The sequence below is a fragment of the Arthrobacter sp. JDC6 genome (assembly GCF_056484025.1).
In genome coordinates, this window is the sequence record NZ_CM151278.1 from 1,615,331 (window position 1) to 1,631,773 (window position 16,443).

The following is a 16,443-nucleotide window of genomic DNA, read 5'->3' on the forward strand; positions in this document are numbered from 1 at the left end:
CGCGTCCGCCGTCAGCACGCTGCAGAAGGAGCACCGATGAAACCGTTGTTGGACGTTGCCGCCCTCCAGGCCAGGCTCGGCGCCGGGCGCCGGACGGTGCTGCTGGACGTGCGCTGGGTCCTGGGCGATCCGCACGGCCACGAACACTATCTCGCAGGGCACCTGCCGGGTGCCGTCTTCGTGGACCTGGCCTCCGAGCTGTCCGACCCGGCGGTTCCGGACCGGGGACGGCACCCCCTGCCCTCCGCCGGACAGTTCCAGGAGTCGGCCCGGCGCTGGGGCATCAGGAAGGGCGACGTCGTGGTCGCCTACGATGACAGCGCGAACATGGCGGCCGCAAGGGTGTGGTGGATGCTCCGCGATGCCGGCCTCAATGAGGTGTACCTGCTCGACGGCGGCCTGGCCGCCTGGCGTGCCGCCGGCCTGCCCCTCGAACCGGGCCCGGTCCATCCCGCGCGCGGCGACGTGGAGCTGGGCAGCGGGCAGATGCCAGTGGTCGACGCCGGTGCTGCCGCAGCCTGGCCGAGGGATGGGCTGCTGTTCGATGCCAGGGCAGGGGAGAGGTACCGGGGCGAGGTCGAACCGGTTGATCCCCGTGCCGGACACATTCCGGGAGCGGTGAGCGCCCCCACCACCGGGAACGTGGACGACGCCGGGCGGTTCCTGCCGCGGGAAGAGCTGCGGCGGAGGTTTGAATCCCTTGGCGTGGTGGCAGGCCTCCCGGTGGCCGTCTATTGCGGGTCCGGCGTCACGGCCGCCCACGAGGTGGCTGCACTGGAACTCGCCGGGTTTCCGGCAGCCCTGTACCCAGGCTCCTTTTCGGAGTGGTCCAACCGGCCCGGGCTGCCGGTGGCCGTGGGTCCGGAACCCGGGGGCGGCGGAACGGAGGCCCGGGAGGGCGGAAGGCCGGCTGGAAACTCCGCAGGCGGCGGGGGTAGCGTCGCACTATGACACCAGGACGCCCGGTACCACCGCCCCTAGCAAAACCCATAGATCCAGCCCAACCCAACGACCCCTCCAACCCTCTGGATCCCGCATCTGATGCTGCCCCCGCCGCTGAAGCCGGATCGCTTGCCGGCGCCTGGGGTGCGGTCTCCCGGGAGAGCGGACTGGTGCCGCTGACCGTGGCCCGGCGCGCGCCCAAGCCGGACGACGTGGAGATCGCCATCGAGTTCTGCGGGCTCTGCCACTCCGACGTGCACGCAACCCGCGGAGAATGGGGCGGCCAGGCGTACCCCCTGGTTCCCGGCCACGAAATCGTGGGAACCGTCAGCAGGATCGGCGCGGACGTTACCGACTTCGCCATAGGCGACCGGGTGGGCGTGGGCTGCATGGTGGACTCCTGCCGCGAGTGCGACAGTTGCCTTGACGGTCTTGAGCAGTACTGCGAAAACGGGATGACCGGCACTTACGGTGCCAAGGACCGGCGGAACGGTGACGCAATCACCCAGGGCGGGTATTCCTCGTCCATCGTGGTGGACCGCCGGTACGTCCTGCGTGTCCCGGCGTCGCTGGACCCGGCCGCCGTCGCGCCCCTGCTGTGCGCCGGCGTCACCACGTTCTCCCCGTTGCGGCACTTCGACGCCGGGGAAGGGGACGTGGTGGGCGTCGTCGGGCTGGGCGGGCTCGGCCACATGGCCGTCAAGCTTGCAAAGGCGATGGGGGCGAAGGTGGTGGTATTCACCACGTCAGAGTCCAAGGTGGCGGCCGCGCTGGAGCTTGGCGCGGACGAGGTTGTCCTGTCCCGGGACGGGGAGGCGATGGCGGCCGCGGACCGCACGGTGGACCTCATCATCGATACCGTTGCCGCCCCGCACGACCTGAACCCCTTCTTCCGCACCCTGCGCGTGGACGGGGCATTGTTCCAGCTGGGACTGCCCTCCGAGGCGATGCCGCCGGTCAACCCGGGTGCTCTGATCCGGCGCCGGATCGCCTATGCAGGGTCCTTGATCGGCGGGATTGCCGAGACCCAGGAGATGCTGGATTTCTGCGCTGAACACGGCGTGGTGGCCGACATTGAGATGGTGACCGCCGCCCAGCTGAATGAAGCTTACGACCGGATGGTCGCAGGAGACGTTAAGTACCGGTTCGTGCTGGATACCGGCACGCTGCAGGCAGCCGCTGAGGAGGCAGACGCATGAGCACACTGTTCACGAAGATCATCAAGGGTGAGATCCCCGGCCGGTTTGTGTGGCGGGAGGACGACGTTTCGGCGTTCCTGACCACCGGCCCGCTCGCGGACGGCCACACGCTGGTGGTTCCCACCGAAGAAGTGGACCGCTGGACGGACGCGTCGCCGGAAACACTGGCCAAGGTCATGGAAGTGGCACGGCGCATCGGTGCCGTCCAGGTGGACATTTTCGGGGCACGCCGGGCGGGCCTTATCGTGGCGGGCTACGAAATCAACCACCTGCACGTCCACGTGTGGCCATCGCAAAGCATGGCCGACTTCGACTTCGGATCGGCGGACCAGAACCCGGACCCCGCAGTCCTCGACGCCAACGCGGAGAAACTGCGCGACGGCCTCCGGGCCGCCGGGTACGGGGAGTTCGTGCCCGGCAGGTAGGACGCGGGGAAGGGCTGGCAGGGAGATCAGTCCCGGCGCGGCGTCATCGCCACCATGCCCGCATAGGTGAAGCCGCCGCCGAAGCCGAAAAGCAGTGCGGGGACGTCCGCCGGGATCCTTCCGGAGTGCCACCACTTGCTCAGCCCCAGCGGCACGCTGGCAGCGGACGTGTTCCCGGACTCGGTGACGTCGGTGATGACAATCCGGTCCGACAGCCCCAGGGCCTCGGCCAGCGGTTCGATGATGCGGAGGTTGGCCTGGTGCGCGGCCAGGACTTGGATGTCGTCCAGCGCCAGCCCCGCCCTGGCCACCGTCTCGCGGGCACGCTCCGGCGCTTTGGTCAGGGCCCACCGCAGCACCTCGCGGCCGTTCTGCGAAAACCTGCCCGACGGCGGGGAGATCCGGACAGCATCGGCCATGCCGCCCTCGGACCCCCACACCACCGGGCCAATGCGGGGCGTCTCCGACGGACGCACGACGGCGGCGCCGGCGCCGTCCGCGGTGAGCACCGCCGTCGCGCGGTCCGTCCAGTCGGTCACGGCTGAGAGGGTTTCCGCGCCAACGACGATCGCGTGGGAGGCGCTGCCGCTGCGGATGGCCTGGTCGGCCACGCCGAGGGCGTACTCAAAGCCCGAACAGGCCGTATTGACGTCCATGATGGCCGGTCCCCGGCCGTCCCGTCCCAGGCCCAGCGCCTCGGCCACCCGGCCCGCGGTGTTGGGGGAACGTTCGGCGGCCGTGGTGGTGGCCACCACCACGAGGTCGATGTCCGCGGCCGCGACGCCCGAATCGGCCAGGGCCATCCGTGCCGCCGGAACCGCGAGGTCCACCACTGTCTCGCCCTCGCCGGCGATGTGCCTTGTGACGATGCCGGTGCGCTGGCGGATCCACTCGTCGTTGGTGTCCATCATGCCCTCGAGCTCATGGTTTTCCATGATGCGCGCGGGCTGGGCGTGGCCGAGCCCTGCAATCTCTGTCCCTGCCGGGCCCTGGGCAAGCGTGAGCTTCATTGGATTCCTCTCCTTGGTGGCTGGCCGCCGCTAGGCGGGGGCCAGTGCTTTGTTGAGCACGGCGCGGATCCGCTTCTCAGACACTGAATACGCGGTGCCGAGCTCGACTGCGAACAGGCTTACCCGAAGTTCCTCGATCATCCAGCGCACTTGGGTTAACTCGCGTCCTGCCCGCCGTCCCGGCAGCAGCGCCGAGACGGCATCGTCGTAGTCGTCCTCAAGCCGCTGGACGACAGCCATGTTAAGGGCGTCGCGCTGGACGTTGCCGGGCAGCCGCTCCAGCCGCTTCTCGATGGCCGCCAGGTACCGGGGCAGCTGGCTGAGCTGTGCGTAGCCCGTGCGTGCCACAAAACCGGGATACACCAGTTGTTCCAGTTGGCTCTTGACGTCGTTGAGCGCGCTGATCAGGGCCAGGCTGGTGGTGCCCTTGAGCTGCTTCTCGATCCGGCGGGTGCTGGCCAGGATGCGCTCCACCACGGCGGTGACCGTGAAGACGGTGTCGATCAGTTCGGCACGCACCAGCTCATACAGCTGGTCAAAGGCCTTCCGGTCCCAGGGAAGGTCCGCGGGGGTGAGCTTGTCGATGGCCGCCAGCGCGCAGTCCGCGATGAGGGCGGATACCGAGCCGTGCGGGTTCTGGCTGAAGGTCAGCTTTTCCGTGTTGCTCAGGTGCTCCAGGACGTAGCGGTCCGGCGCCGGAACCCGCAGGGCAAGCAGGCGGATCACGCCGCCGCGCATCGCGTCGAGCTGTTCCTCCTGTGTCTGGAAGACCCGCAGCGACACTGAGGTTCCCTGGTCCACCAGGGCCGGGTACCCGGTGACGGTGTGGCCTTTGACCATGCTGCTCACCTGGCGTTCGATGGTGCCGAAACTCCATTCCGTCAGGCCTTCCTGCTCCACGAACCCGGCCGCGGCGGAGGTTCCCGCCACCCCGGCAGCCTGCGGGCGTGTGGCTGCTCCGGCGTCGGACGCCTTGCCGTTCCTGCGCTGCTGGGCCTTGCCGCCGGCGCCGGGCGCAGTGGAGGCCGGCGTGGCGCCGAGCGAGTCTGCAATCGCACGCCGGGTGGCAGGAGCCAGCCTCTCCTGCAGTTCGGCCAGGTCCTTTCCTTCGCCCAGCACCTTGCCGCCGCTGTCCACCACCTTGAAACTCACGCGCAGGTGCGCAGGCACGGCGTCCCAGTTCCAGGAACCGGGCGGGATGATGGCGCCGCGGATCCGCCGCAGCGCGAGTTCCAGCGACGGCTCCAGCTCATCCCGGGCAGGATCGAAGTCCGCTTCGAGGACCGCCACCGCCTGCCGGGCAACATCGGGAGCAGGAACGAAGTTCTTGCGGACCTGCTTGGGCAGCGACTTGATCAACGCGGTCACCAGCTCCACGCGCTGGCCGGGGATCAGCCAGCGGAACGGGGCATCGTCCAGCTGGTTGAGGAACAGGACGGGAACTTCGGCCGTGACGCCGTCGGACGGGTTGGGCGGTGAACCAGGAGCCACGGGGTGGAACTCGTACGTCAGCGGAAGCTCGAAGCCCTTGTGCAACCAGGTCTTGGGGTAGGCCGATTCATCCAGGTCATCGGCGTCGTCACTGAGGAGCAGCGATTTGTCGTAGTCCAGGAGGTCCGGATTCTCCCGGCGGGCATCCTTCCACCATTTATCGAAGTGCCGTTCGGAAACCACGTCGGGGCCGATCCTGGCGTCATAGAACTCGAACAGCGTCTCGTCATCCACCAACAGGTCGCGGCGGCGCATGCGTGCCTCGAGTTCCTCCACCTCATGCAGGAGCGCCCGGTTGCGGTGGAAGAACTTGTGGTGGGTCTTCCAGTCACCCTCCACCAGGGCATGCCGGATGAACAGCTCCCGGGCCACGACCGGATCCACCCTGCCGTAGTTAATCCGCCGCTGGGCAATGATGGGAACGCCATAAAGGGTGACCTTTTCGTAGGCCATGACCGCGCCCTGCCGCGTGGACCAGTGCGGTTCACTGTAGGTGCGCTTCACCAGGTCCGGTGCCACCTGCTCGGCCCACAGGGGATCGAATTTGGCCGCCACCCTGGCCCACAGGCGGCTGGTTTCCACCAGCTCCGCTGCCATGACGAACGTGGGGGACTTCTTGAACAGCGCGGAACCGGGGAAGATCGCGAACCGGCTGCCGCGGGCACCTGCATACTCGCGCTTGCGCTCATCCAGGATTCCGATGTGGCTCAGGAGCCCGGACAGCAGGCTGATGTGGATCCCGTCATGGTTGCCCACGGGATCGGCCAGGCGCTTGTTGTCCAGGGCGATCCCCAGCGGCCGCGCAAGCTGGCGCAACTGCGCGAAGAGGTCCTGCCACTCGCGAACCCGCAGGTAGTTGATGAATTCGGCCCGGCACAACCGACGGAAGGCCGACGAGGACAGTTCCTGCTGTTTCTCCTGCAGGTAGTTCCAGAGGTTGAGGTAGCCGGTGAAGTCCGAGTTTTCGTCCCGGAAGCGGTTGTGCTTTTCCGCGGCCAGCTGCTGCTTGTCTGTGGGCCGTTCGCGGGGGTCCTGAATGGTCAGCGCGGCCGCCAGGACCATGACTTCGCGGACGCAGCCGCGTTTTCCGGCCTCCACGATCATTCGGCCCAGGCGGGGATCGACGGGCAGCTGGGCGAGTTTCTGTCCGACGGCGGTGAGGCCGCCGCCTGCCCCGGGCTTACCGCCGTTGTCTTGCGGGCGTGGGGGAGCCAGGGCGCCGAGCTCGCGAAGGAGGGTAACGCCGTCGTTGATGGCCCGCGTTTCCGGCGGCTCGACGAAGGGGAACTCCTCAACGTCCTTGGGGCCCTTTGCCACGCCCATGGCGGTCATCTGGAGGATGACGGCGGCGAGGTTGGTGCGCAGGATCTCCGGATCCGTGAACCGGGGCCGGGACTCGTAGTCCTCCTCCGAGTAGAGCCGGATGGCGATGCCGTCAGACACCCGGCCGCAGCGGCCGGAGCGCTGGTTGGCCGATGCCTGCGAGACGCGTTCGATGGGCAGGCGCTGGACCTTGGTGCGGTGCGAATACCGGGAGATGCGGGCCGTGCCCGTGTCGATGACGTACTTGATGCCCGGCACCGTGAGTGACGTTTCCGCCACGTTGGTGGCAAGCACGATCCGGCGCTTGCTGCCGGGGTGGAACACCTTGTGCTGCTCCTGCAGGCTCAGGCGCGCGAACAGGGGAAGGATCTCGGTGTTGGACAGCCTTCGGTTGGACTGGATCCGGGCCTGGAGTGCGTCCGCGGCGTCGCGGATCTCCCGCTCGCCGGAGAAGAAGACCAGGATGTCACCGGGCGCCTCCGCCGCGAGCTCGTCCACCGCATCGCAGACGGCATCCAGGGGATCGCGGTCCTCCTCGAGTTCATCGTCCGAGGGGTCGTCGTCGTCGGCCTTGGGCTGGGACAGCGGCCGGTAGCGGATTTCCACCGGATAGGTCCGGCCGGAGACTTCGACGATGGGAGCGGGTTGTTCCGGGGTCCCGAAGTGGTGGGCGAACCGTTCCGGGTCGATGGTGGCCGAGGTGATGATCACCTTCAGGTCCGGCCGCTGCGGCAGGATCCGCTTGAGGTAGCCCAGGATGAAGTCGATGTTGAGGCTTCGTTCGTGTGCCTCGTCAATGATGATGGTGCTGTATCTGCGCAGCAGTTTGTCCCGCTGGATCTCGGCAAGCAGGATGCCGTCGGTCATCAGCTTGACCTTGGTTGCCTTGCTTACCTCACCGGTGAAACGGACCTGGAAGCCCACCTCCTGGCCGATGTCCACGCCAAGCTCTTCCGCAATGCGCTCGGCCACGGTCCGGGCTGCCAGCCGCCGGGGCTGCGTGTGGCCGATCAGTCCCTTCTCGCCCAGGCCAAGTTCCAGGCACATCTTGGGGATCTGGGTGGTCTTTCCGGAGCCGGTCTCGCCGGCGATGATGGTCACCTGGTTGGCCGCGATCGCGGCCATCAAGTCCTCGCGGCGCTCGGAAACCGGCAGCTCGGCGGGATAGGAGATATGAAAAGTCATGGCTGCAGACAGTCTACTGCGGGAGCCCCGGCTTCCCGTTTGTACTGCCGGCAGGTGTCCGGCGCCTTTGGTTCTGCCCTAGAAAACGCGGAGCGTGTAGTTGATGCTTGGGAGGTCCAGGGCGGACCAGGCTTCGTGGGATTCGGCAGGAGGCGTGTGCCCCCGGCCATCACGCAAAAGCGCTGAAATGGTTGCTGTGGCCACGAGGAGGATCAGGAGGATGAGGAGGCTTATGAGGATTTCCATGCCTCCATGCTTCTCCATCCTGCAACAGGGAAAAAGTGGCAGAAATGCCCAAAAAGACATAATTCCTGCCACAATGGAAGCATGCTCAAATCAGTGGCCGTCATCGTGGTTCCCAACTTCTCGATGTTCGAGTTCGGCACTGCCTGCGAGGTATTCGGCATCGACAGATCCGGCCGGGGGAGCGGCGTCCCGGCCTTCGACTTCCGCGTCTGCACGCCGGAGCCTGGCGACGTCCGGTTGAAGTCAGGCCTGACCCTCAACGTGGGCCTGGGACTTGAAGCCACCGAAGATGCGGACCTGGTCATCATGGCCCCCTACGGGAGGGGCGACGAGTTGCATGAATCCGTAGTCGAGGCGCTGAGGGCTGCTGATGCAAGGGGGGCATGGGTGATGTCCATCTGCTCGGGCGCTTTTGCCTTGGCCCGCGCCGGATTGCTGGATGGGCGCCGCTGCACCACGCACTGGCACTACTCCGGCCAACTGGCTGCCGAAAATCCCGGCGTGCAGGTGGACGAAAACGTACTCTACGTGCAGGACGGCAACATCATTACGTCCGCAGGGACCGCCGCCGGGATCGATGCCTGCCTCCACCTTGTGCGGGTCGAACTCGGGGCCAAGGTGGCTGCCGCGATCGCCAGGGACATGGTGGTTCCTCCGCACCGCGACGGCGGCCAGGCGCAGTTCATTGACCGGCCAATGCCGGCCTGCGGCTCAGCTCCCATGGAGGAGCTGCTGCGCTGGATGGTGGAGAACCTGGACCGCGAGCACACGGTAAGCGAACTGGCGGCACGCGTGCACCTGTCGGCCAGGACGTTCGCCCGGCGCTTCCGGTCCGAGACCGGAGCGACGCCTGCCGCCTGGCTCAATTCACAGCGGGTGCTCCGGGCCCAGGAACTCCTTGAGTCCACGGACCTGAACATCGAAGAAATCGCCAGGGAGTCCGGCTTCGGGCACCCTGTCCTGCTGCGGCACCACTTCGCCAAGGTCCTGGACACCAGCCCGCAGTCATACCGCCGCGCTTTCCGCGGCCAACTGGCTGTGGCGGGGTAGCACCCTTTGCACTAGCCCGGGGCGGGCTCGTCGCGGCGTTCCTGGGCGCGGAGTTCCTCGGCCGCTTCCCGTGCGCTGTCCACAAGAATCCGCCAGGGTCCGGTGACGGCCTGCTCGGGAAGTGCTGCCCTGCGTTGCCCTGCCCGGATCGAGTAGATGAACCTGTCCGGTTGGGCTTCCGCAAATTGCTCGGCAGCTGCCCTTGGCGTCTTGGGTACCGAATCCCACGGGCAGGCCTCGACCAGGGGCTGCCATTGGCTGAGGTCGCTGTCCGATTGCGCATCGACCGTCCACACCCGCGTAACCGCAGCTATCCCGCCGCTCCGTTCCACCTTGATCTTCATGGCCTGGCCCCTGGGCTTCCCTGTGGCCCGGCGGCCAGTGACGGTCAGCCGGGGTGGTTAAACCTTGACCTTCACAGTTTCCCACGCCCCCGTTACGGCGTCATGCTCTTTGGACCCCGAACCGAACAGGTCCGCGGCGGCCCGTGCCGTGGCGCGGGCAAAGACGGTGAAGGTTGCGGCCGGCGGCATCGAACCGCTGGTAAGGGTCTCGTACCAGATGCGGCCGGGCGCCTCCCAGGCATTGCCGCCGAGGGCGTTCGCCACCAGGTAGAACGCGCGGTTGGGGATGCCGGAGTTGATGTGGACACCGCCGTTGTCTGCGCTGGTCCGGACATACGAGTCCATGGAGTCGGGTTGCGGGTCCTTGCCCAGCACGTCGTCGTCGTACGCCGTTCCGGGCGCCTTCATGGACCGAAGGGCCTGCCCCTGGACCTTGGATGTAAAGAGGCCTTCACCGATCAGCCAGCTGGCCTGGGCGGCGGACTGGTTCTTGACGTACTGCTCAACGAGGGCGCCGAAGACATCTGACATCGACTCATTAAGGGCGCCCGCCTGGTTCCGGTACGCAAGCCCGGCCGAGTACTGGGTGACCCCGTGCGCCAGTTCGTGTCCAATAACGCTGAGGGACTTGGTGAACCGGTCAAAGACGTCGCCGTCGCCGTCACCGAACACCATCTGGGTGCCGTTCCAGAAAGCGTTGTCGTACAGGTTGCCGAAGTGCACCGTGGCATCGAGCTTCATGCCGCGTCCGTCAACCGAATCCCGGCCGAAGGCGTCGGCATACAGCCGGTGCGTGTGACCCAGGCCGTCGTAGGCTTCATCGGTGGCGGCGTCGCCGGTGGCGCGCCCGCCTTCTTCCCGGACCAGCCTGCCCGGGAGCGTTTCTTCGCCGCCGGCATCGTAGATGGTGCGGTCCACCGGGCCCGGCTTGACCTGGCGCAGCCCGGGCGGGAGGACCGGGACGGCCTGTGCACGTGCTGCCTGGAATGATTCGATGTGGCCAAGGGCCTTCCGGGCCGCGCTTGCCGCCGAAGAGAATCCCGGTGCGTCCTGTTGGGCCAGCCGGCGCAACAGGTAGGGCGGAACGATGGAACAGAACTGAACTTGCATGGCGTACTCCCTCAGCTAGGTGGTTTCAGCCTAAGAGGAGCCTCCGACAATTGACTGCAGGCGGCCGCCGCGAATTCGGTTGGCTTCCGGGTGCTGCAGCAGGCCCAGATGGGTACGGTAGGCGCATGGCTGACACCGAAAAGCACAACAAGCCCGGCTCCACCCTCCTCACGGTCATCATCGCCTTCGTAGCCAATACGCTCGTGGCGGTGGCGAAGTCGGTGGCCGCAGTCCTTTCGGGCTCGGCCTCCATGGCAGCGGAGGCAGCCCACTCCTGGGCGGACACAGGAAACCAGGTGTTCCTGTTCTTCGCCGAGCGCCGTTCAGGCAGGCCCAGGGACAAGAGCCATCCCATGGGCTACGGCCGTGAAGCCTACGTGTGGTCCATGTTCGCCGCGTTCGGACTCTTTACCGCCGGCGCGGTGGTGTCCATCATGCATGGCATCCAGGAGATCATCGAGCCGGAGCCGGCCGCAGATTTCATGGTGGCCTATGTGGTCCTGGCGGTGTCTTTCGTCTTCGAAGGCATCTCCTTTGTCCAGGCTTTCCGGCAGACCAGGAAGGCGGCCCAAGAGCTGGACCGGCACACGCTGGAGCAGGTGCTCATCAGCTCCGATCCCACCCTGCGCGCCGTCTTCGCCGAGGACGCTGCCGCGCTGATCGGCCTTGTCATAGCCTTCGTGGGCGTGTTCCTGCACCAGGTCACCGGATCGCCGTTGCCCGATGCAATCGGTTCGATCGCGGTCGGCGTGCTGCTGGCCGTCGTCGCCGTCGTCCTGATCGACCGCAACAGGCGCTTCCTGGTGGGCCAGGGCGTCACCCCCGACATTGAACGGTCCATGGCGCAACGGGTGCTGGCGCACCCCGAGATCGCGCGGCTCACGTACCTGCACCTGGAATTCGTCGGTCCCCGCAAGCTGTACCTGGTTGCGGCCGTGGACCTGCAGGGGGACCACCCCGAACATGAGGTGGCGGTGGTCCTGCGCCGGATCGAGCGTGAGCTGGAAGACCATGAAACTGTCGAGGAAGCCGTGCTGACCCTGGCCACGCTTGACGAGGTTGCCCTGCATTTCTGATCCTGCGGCTTCCGCAGCGCAGCAGGAAAGGCCGGAAAACGAAAGAACCCCCGCCGCTTCAGTGAAGCGGCGGGGGTTTTCTGTGCCCTCGATAGGATTCGAACCTACGACCTTCTGCTCCGGAGGCAGACGCTCTATCCCCTGAGCTACGAGGGCAATCCGTATTCCCTGCCGTTCCCGGCGGGACGTCCTAGAGCTTAGCAGGAAGGTGGCCCGCAAGGGAAAACCGACACCACGGCCAGGAAAGGACAGGCAAAGAAGCGGTTTCAATAGCCGGCGAAGGAGTCCGTCCGGACCCGGCGGGCACCGGCGCTCTTCGCCGCCCGGCGGAGCGATGCAACGCTTGCCGGGGACCCCGAAACATAGACGTCACGGGCGGCGATGTCCGGCACGAGCGCCGCAAGGGCCCCTCCGTCCAGCCGGGCTCCCGGGCCGGTGTTTGCGGCAGCGGAGGCCAGGCCGGAGGGCGGCCGGGAACCGTCCGCCAACCGCACCAGCACCCGGATGCCGGCGTCCCGGAGTTCCTCCGCGTAGGCGACTTCCCCTGCGCTATGGGCCAGGAGCAGGAGCACGGCGTCCCGCTCCCGCAGCCCCCCGGAGGACAGGTATGAAACGAAGGGCGTGATGCCGATTCCCGCCGCGATGAGCAACACCGGCCGGTGCGGATCGCGCGGCAGGACAAAGTCGCCGCCCACCGCCGTGGCTGCCACTTCGTCGCCCGGCCGCAGGGCCAGCAGCGCCTCCTTTGCCGCAGACAAGGGACCGGCCGTCCGCACGGCGAACTTCACCAGCCGCTCCCGCGGTGGGCTTGTCAGGCTGAACACCCGGCGTCGGCCCTTGCCGTCCGGCCTGGCGTGCGGCAGGTCCAGTTCCATGTACTGGCCCGGAAGGAAGCGCACCGGCCGGGCCGGGTTGAACGTGAACTCGGTGGTGGCGGGCGTCAGCTGCCGGGTGCCGGTGAACCGGAGCTTCACGGCCCCGCGCTGGCCTGCCAGGAAGGCCAGCAGGTTGCCTGCCAGCAGGGCTGCCTCGGGCGAGTTGGCGAACAGGCCCAGGTTCCAGGGGACGGCGAAGAGCACTCCCACCACGGCGGCCAGCGCCAGCTGGTGCCTGCGGCGGGGCGGCAGGGTCAGGGGCTCGGTCAGCATGAATCCCACGAAGAACAGGACCGGCCGCTGCGCCAGGGCCTGGTAGATGCCCATGCCCGCCGTCATGCCCGATCGAAGCAGTTCAAGGGTGATGATGGCGGTGGCCACCAGCGTGAACATGGATGCCATCAGCACTTTGCGGGTCCGGTACAGGACCAGCAGCACGCCCGGCACCAGCAGCCACAGCATGGCAGGAGTTGCCGCCCACCACGTAGCGATATTCAGCCCGGTGAGGCCCGTGGCGAAGGCGCCGGCGGCGGCAGGATTGAAGATGTGCCGGCCGCGCCACGCCAAGGCATATTTGGAGGCGGAGGCCAGGACGCATGCCAGTGCCACCCCGGCCAGGTCCAGCGGCTGCAGGGACGGCCAGAACAGGAAATACAGCAGCAGCCCCGTGATGAGGGAGGACTCCGTGTGGGGGTTGACCCGGAAAAGCGCCGCCAGCGCCCGGTTGGAGGCGTAGGTCAAGCCCAGGCACAGCGCCAGGTGCGCGAGCATTTCCGGGATACCGAACGTCAGCCAGCCCAGGATGTTGAGCAGGATGCTGTAGGCGGCCAGGACCGCCAGGACTGTTAGGACAACCCGGTACATGGTGAACCTGCCCACGGCGGTCCCCATCCGGCCGGCCAGGGACGGCGCCGGGGGGTGCGGTGTTTCCACGGGGCTCATGGGAACAGCATCCCTTCGAATTCGGCGGAGTAGGCGGCGCTGCCGTCGGAAAAGACGGTCAGCCACGAAAAATCAACGCTTTCCTGAAGCGTGGCGCCGGGAACAAAGAACAGGGCCGTGGCGAGTGCGTCGGCCACCATGGCAGTCCCCGCCAAGGCCCAGGTGGCGACGGCGGTCCGCACCGGCTGCCCGGTGGTCCCGTCCAGGACGTGGTGGAGTCCGTCCCCCCAGGCGCGGCGGTTGGCAGCCGACGCACACAGGGCGCGACCGTCCAGGTAGATCGTCCCAATCGCCTGCGCAGGGTTGTAGGGGTGTTCAAGCGCCACGCTGACGGGTCCTGCCCCGCGGGCCAGCAGGTCGCCACTGGCGTCGATGACGAAGGCGCCGATGCCGGCGGCCGCCAGGTCCGCGGCCAGGAGGTCCACCAGCAGGCCCTTGCCTGCGGCGCCGATGTCCAGCAGCACGGGGGCGCTGGCCGTCAGGACGGTTCCGGACCACGTGAGCACCGATTCCCAGGCCGGCGCAGGCAGCGGCGGACCGGCCGGCCGGAGCGAATACGCTGCGTCATACCCCAGGCGCTCCAGGCTGCCGCCAATCAGCGGCGTCATGGCGCCGCCGGTCACCCGGTAGAGCAGGCTGTAAAGCTCGCCCAGCGGAGCAGCCTCGTCCGGAAACTGATAACGCCCCGGCTCCCGTGCCAGGTCCGACACCAGCGAGTCGGCCCGGAAACGGGACCAGTCGGCGTCGAACTTCTCAACCGTGTTAAGCACGCGTGCGCGCAGGGACGCGGGTAACGGCAGGGGAGTGGTGATGTCCCAGCCGGTTCCGATCCCCTGGAACAGGAAGTCATCCCAGTCCGTGACGGACACCGCCTACTGCGCCTCCGCCTTGATCTTGTCCACGGCCTGGTTGAAGCCTCCGCTGGTCAGGGAGGAGCCTGCAACCTTGGAAACGTTCAGTTCATCGATGTTCCTGCCCACCACCTGGGCAGCGATGCCACCGGCGAACTGGCCCTGGAACTTGCGGGTGTTCGGATTGGACGGGTGCTGGGTGATCTGCACGTCCGTGACCTTTCCCGCCGCCAGCGTCAGCTGAACGCCCACCGTTTCCGTGCCGTTGGGTGACACGTAGTTCCCGTCCGCGCTGTAGGTGCCGTCTCTGTAATTGCCGCCGCTGCCGGCCAGGGCGGAAGAACCCGCAGAAGGAGTGGACGGGCTTCCCGCAGCGCCCGGGGTGCTGTCCGCCGTGGATGGTGCACAGCCGGCCACGGTTCCTGCGAGGGACAGGCCTGCAAGGCTGGCGAAGATACCCTTGCGGAGCGCGGCGCTGGATATGGCGGGGCTTTGAGGGGTGGAGGGTCTCATGAAGGCTCTCGTTTCACTGTTGGGGCTGTACCGGTCTCTTTGCGCAATGCCGTCTTTGCGCAATCCCGTGCGGCAGTGGTTACGGTCTAGTCAACGCCGGATGGGCCGGAATGGTTCACCGCGGAGCCGGGCCCACCCGTCCATGGAGCCGGAAGGGCGGCCCAGGCCGCCAAATTCTTTGCTGTCACTGGCCCCCGGTAGTCTAGAGGGGTGACTCCCGAAGAACTTTCCCTCGCCATATCCGCCTGCCTCAAAGACGCCGTCGCCGCCGGTGATATTGACCTTGCGGCGTCAGCCATTCCGGCTGAGGTGCGCGTGGAGCGGCCCAAGAACCGGGACCACGGCGACTGGGCCACCAACATTGCCCTCCAACTCGCCAAGCAGGCGGGTACCAACCCGCGCGAATTCGCCACCCTCCTCAGCAGCCGGTTGAAGACCATCGACGGCGTCTCCGCCGTCGACATCGCCGGCCCTGGCTTCCTGAACATCACGGTGGACGCCGCGGCCGCCGGCGCCCTGGCAAAGGTCATTGTCGAGGCCGGCGGGGACTACGGCACCAACACGGCGCTCGCCGGGCACACCGTCAACATGGAGTTCGTGTCCGCAAACCCCACCGGGCCGCTGCACATCGGGCACACCCGCTGGGCCGCTCTGGGCGATTCCATCGCCCGCGTGCTGCGGGCGTCCGGGGCCGACGTCACGGCCGAGTACTACATCAATGACGCCGGCTCGCAGATGAACACCTTCGCCACCTCCGTCTACAACCGGCTGCACGGCCTTCCCGTGCCGGACGGCGGCTACCCGGGACAGTACATCGCGGACCTGGGCCACGAAGTGCTCACTGCCCACCCGGACATCCGCGAGCTCACTGAAGTGGCGGCCCTGCCGGTCATCCGCGCCGCCGCCTATGAAGCGCAGATGAAGGACATCAAGGCCACCCTGGCGGACTTCGGCGTCGAGTTCGACGTCTTCTTCTCCGAACAGGAACTGCACGACGCCGGCGCCATTGAAAGTGCCGTGGCCCGTCTTCGCGAACAGGGCCACGTGTTCGACGACGGCGGGGCGGTCTGGCTGCGGACCACGGACTTTGGCGACGACAAGGACCGCGTGATGGTCCGGGCGAACGGCGAGCCCACCTACTTTGCCGCTGACGCCGCCTACTACCTGTCCAAAAAGGACCGCGGCTTCACCGAGAAGATCTACCTCCTGGGCGCCGACCACCACGGCTATATCAACCGGCTCAAGGCCATTGCCGCCGCTGCCGGTGACGACCCCGAGGTCAACATCGAGGTCCTGATCGGCCAGCTGGTGTCCGTCAACGGTGCCAAGCTGTCCAAGCGCGCCGGCAACATCATCGAACTCAAGGACCTGATCGAGTGGCTGGGCAAGGACGCCGTCCGCTACTCGCTGGCCCGGTTCCCCGCCGATTCACCGCTGACCCTTGACCCGGACCTGTTGAAGAAGCACAGCAACGAGAACCCGGTGTTCTACGTGCAGTACGCCCATGCCCGCTCGCGCGGCGCCGCACGCAATGCCGTGGCTGCGGGCGTGGACCGTTCCGCGTTCGACGCCTCGCTGCTGGACCACGCCACGGAAAACGAGCTGCTGTCCTACCTGGGCAGCTACCCGTCCATCGTGGCCAAGGCAGCAGAGCTGCGCGAACCGCACCGCGTGGCACGGCACCTTGAGGCCATCGCCGGGGCCTACCACCGCTGGTACGACGCCTGCCGCATTGCCCCCATGGGCGACGAACCCGTGACCGACCTCAACCGCACCCGTCTGTGGCTCAACGACGCCACCAGCCAGGTGCTGGCGAACGGACTCGACCTGCTGGGCGTTTCGGCGCCGGAACGGATGTGAC

At 67.2% G+C, this 16,443-nt stretch carries 14 protein-coding genes and 1 tRNA gene; 6 read left to right on the forward strand and 9 right to left on the reverse strand.

All coding sequences use genetic code 11. The features are described from left to right. Positions 1 to 36 precede the first annotated feature (36 nt). From ACV095_RS07550 to ACV095_RS07560, 3 genes are read left to right on the forward strand one after another with little or no spacing between them, the layout of a single operon-like run. Positions 37 to 951 (forward strand): sulfurtransferase, encoded by a 915-nt coding sequence (locus ACV095_RS07550; protein WP_478223213.1) that lies wholly within the window; start codon positions 37 to 39, stop codon positions 949 to 951. Next, complete coding sequence (locus tag ACV095_RS07555) at positions 948 to 2,141, forward strand: NAD(P)-dependent alcohol dehydrogenase (RefSeq protein ID WP_478223214.1); 1,194 nt, start codon at positions 948 to 950, stop codon at positions 2,139 to 2,141. Before ACV095_RS07550 ends, ACV095_RS07555 begins: the two co-directional genes overlap by 4 nt. Continuing rightward, positions 2,138 to 2,566 carry an HIT family protein gene (locus ACV095_RS07560; RefSeq protein WP_018768431.1) on the forward strand — a complete coding sequence of 143 codons (429 nt, stop codon included), beginning with the start codon at positions 2,138 to 2,140 and terminating at the stop codon, positions 2,564 to 2,566. Before ACV095_RS07555 ends, ACV095_RS07560 begins: the two co-directional genes overlap by 4 nt. A gap of 26 nt (positions 2,567 to 2,592) precedes the next feature. On the opposite strand, the gene ACV095_RS07565 is transcribed toward ACV095_RS07560, so the two are convergent. The 3 genes from ACV095_RS07565 to ACV095_RS07575 form a co-directional block, all read right to left on the reverse strand. Continuing rightward, positions 2,593 to 3,576, reverse strand: a complete 984-nt coding sequence (locus tag ACV095_RS07565) for a beta-ketoacyl-ACP synthase III (RefSeq protein ID WP_478223215.1) — start codon at positions 3,574 to 3,576, stop codon at positions 2,593 to 2,595. A gap of 30 nt (positions 3,577 to 3,606) precedes the next feature. Beyond that, positions 3,607 to 7,575, reverse strand: a complete 3,969-nt coding sequence (gene hrpA, locus ACV095_RS07570; RefSeq protein WP_478223216.1) for an ATP-dependent RNA helicase HrpA — start codon at positions 7,573 to 7,575, stop codon at positions 3,607 to 3,609. A gap of 78 nt (positions 7,576 to 7,653) precedes the next feature. Continuing rightward, positions 7,654 to 7,821: a hypothetical protein gene (locus tag ACV095_RS07575; protein WP_478223217.1), complete on the reverse strand. Its 168-nt coding sequence runs from the start codon at positions 7,819 to 7,821 to the stop codon at positions 7,654 to 7,656. A gap of 81 nt (positions 7,822 to 7,902) precedes the next feature. Here ACV095_RS07575 and ACV095_RS07580 point away from each other — a divergent pair, with 81 nt between their 5' ends. After that, on the forward strand, positions 7,903 to 8,871 hold the full coding sequence (locus ACV095_RS07580; protein WP_018768427.1) for a GlxA family transcriptional regulator: 969 nt from the start codon (positions 7,903 to 7,905) through the stop codon (positions 8,869 to 8,871). Between the two features lie 11 nt (positions 8,872 to 8,882). On the opposite strand, the gene ACV095_RS07585 is transcribed toward ACV095_RS07580, so the two are convergent. Both ACV095_RS07585 and ACV095_RS07590 read right to left on the reverse strand, forming a co-directional pair. Beyond that, on the reverse strand, positions 8,883 to 9,215 hold the full coding sequence (locus ACV095_RS07585) for a protealysin inhibitor emfourin (RefSeq protein WP_056388014.1): 333 nt from the start codon (positions 9,213 to 9,215) through the stop codon (positions 8,883 to 8,885). Between the two features lie 57 nt (positions 9,216 to 9,272). Further along, positions 9,273 to 10,325, reverse strand: a complete 1,053-nt coding sequence (locus ACV095_RS07590) for a M4 family metallopeptidase (RefSeq protein ID WP_134163840.1) — start codon at positions 10,323 to 10,325, stop codon at positions 9,273 to 9,275. Between the two features lie 125 nt (positions 10,326 to 10,450). Here ACV095_RS07590 and ACV095_RS07595 point away from each other — a divergent pair, with 125 nt between their 5' ends. After that, the gene (locus ACV095_RS07595; RefSeq protein ID WP_478223218.1) at positions 10,451 to 11,401 is read left to right on the forward strand and encodes a cation diffusion facilitator family transporter; all 951 of its coding nucleotides are present in this window, start codon (positions 10,451 to 10,453) and stop codon (positions 11,399 to 11,401) included. A gap of 83 nt (positions 11,402 to 11,484) precedes the next feature. On the opposite strand, the gene ACV095_RS07600 is transcribed toward ACV095_RS07595, so the two are convergent. The 4 genes from ACV095_RS07600 to ACV095_RS07615 all read right to left on the reverse strand — a co-directional run bounded on the left by ACV095_RS07600 (position 11,485) and on the right by ACV095_RS07615 (position 14,582). Next, positions 11,485 to 11,557: transfer RNA gene (locus tag ACV095_RS07600), tRNA-Arg, on the reverse strand. 110 nt (positions 11,558 to 11,667) lie between these two features. Next, on the reverse strand, positions 11,668 to 13,218 hold the full coding sequence (locus tag ACV095_RS07605; protein WP_134163841.1) for an FAD-dependent oxidoreductase: 1,551 nt from the start codon (positions 13,216 to 13,218) through the stop codon (positions 11,668 to 11,670). Beyond that, the gene (locus ACV095_RS07610; protein WP_478223219.1) at positions 13,215 to 14,087 is read right to left on the reverse strand and encodes an FAD:protein FMN transferase; all 873 of its coding nucleotides are present in this window, start codon (positions 14,085 to 14,087) and stop codon (positions 13,215 to 13,217) included. Before ACV095_RS07610 ends, ACV095_RS07605 begins: the two co-directional genes overlap by 4 nt. Before the next feature lie 3 nt (positions 14,088 to 14,090). Beyond that, the gene (locus ACV095_RS07615) at positions 14,091 to 14,582 is read right to left on the reverse strand and encodes an FMN-binding protein (RefSeq protein WP_166673024.1); all 492 of its coding nucleotides are present in this window, start codon (positions 14,580 to 14,582) and stop codon (positions 14,091 to 14,093) included. A gap of 210 nt (positions 14,583 to 14,792) precedes the next feature. On the opposite strand from ACV095_RS07615, the gene argS reads away from it, so the two are divergent. Further along, a complete protein-coding gene (gene argS / locus ACV095_RS07620; protein ID WP_018768420.1) occupies positions 14,793 to 16,442 on the forward strand; it encodes an arginine--tRNA ligase in 1,650 nt (549 codons plus the stop codon). Position 16,443: the final 1 nt, after the last annotated feature.

Coding starts and splice junctions, on each gene's coding strand:
- ACV095_RS07550 (WP_478223213.1), top strand. CDS start 37: ATGAAACCGTTGTTGGACGTTGCCGCCCTCCAGGCCAGGCTCGGCGCC.
- ACV095_RS07555 (WP_478223214.1), top strand. CDS start 948: ATGACACCAGGACGCCCGGTACCACCGCCCCTAGCAAAACCCATAGAT.
- ACV095_RS07560 (WP_018768431.1), top strand. CDS start 2,138: ATGAGCACACTGTTCACGAAGATCATCAAGGGTGAGATCCCCGGCCGG.
- ACV095_RS07565 (WP_478223215.1), bottom strand. CDS start 3,576: ATGAAGCTCACGCTTGCCCAGGGCCCGGCAGGGACAGAGATTGCAGGG.
- hrpA (WP_478223216.1), bottom strand. CDS start 7,575: ATGACTTTTCATATCTCCTATCCCGCCGAGCTGCCGGTTTCCGAGCGC.
- ACV095_RS07575 (WP_478223217.1), bottom strand. CDS start 7,821: ATGGAAATCCTCATAAGCCTCCTCATCCTCCTGATCCTCCTCGTGGCC.
- ACV095_RS07580 (WP_018768427.1), top strand. CDS start 7,903: ATGCTCAAATCAGTGGCCGTCATCGTGGTTCCCAACTTCTCGATGTTC.
- ACV095_RS07585 (WP_056388014.1), bottom strand. CDS start 9,215: ATGAAGATCAAGGTGGAACGGAGCGGCGGGATAGCTGCGGTTACGCGG.
- ACV095_RS07590 (WP_134163840.1), bottom strand. CDS start 10,325: ATGCAAGTTCAGTTCTGTTCCATCGTTCCGCCCTACCTGTTGCGCCGG.
- ACV095_RS07595 (WP_478223218.1), top strand. CDS start 10,451: ATGGCTGACACCGAAAAGCACAACAAGCCCGGCTCCACCCTCCTCACG.
- ACV095_RS07605 (WP_134163841.1), bottom strand. CDS start 13,218: ATGAGCCCCGTGGAAACACCGCACCCCCCGGCGCCGTCCCTGGCCGGC.
- ACV095_RS07615 (WP_166673024.1), bottom strand. CDS start 14,582: ATGAGACCCTCCACCCCTCAAAGCCCCGCCATATCCAGCGCCGCGCTC.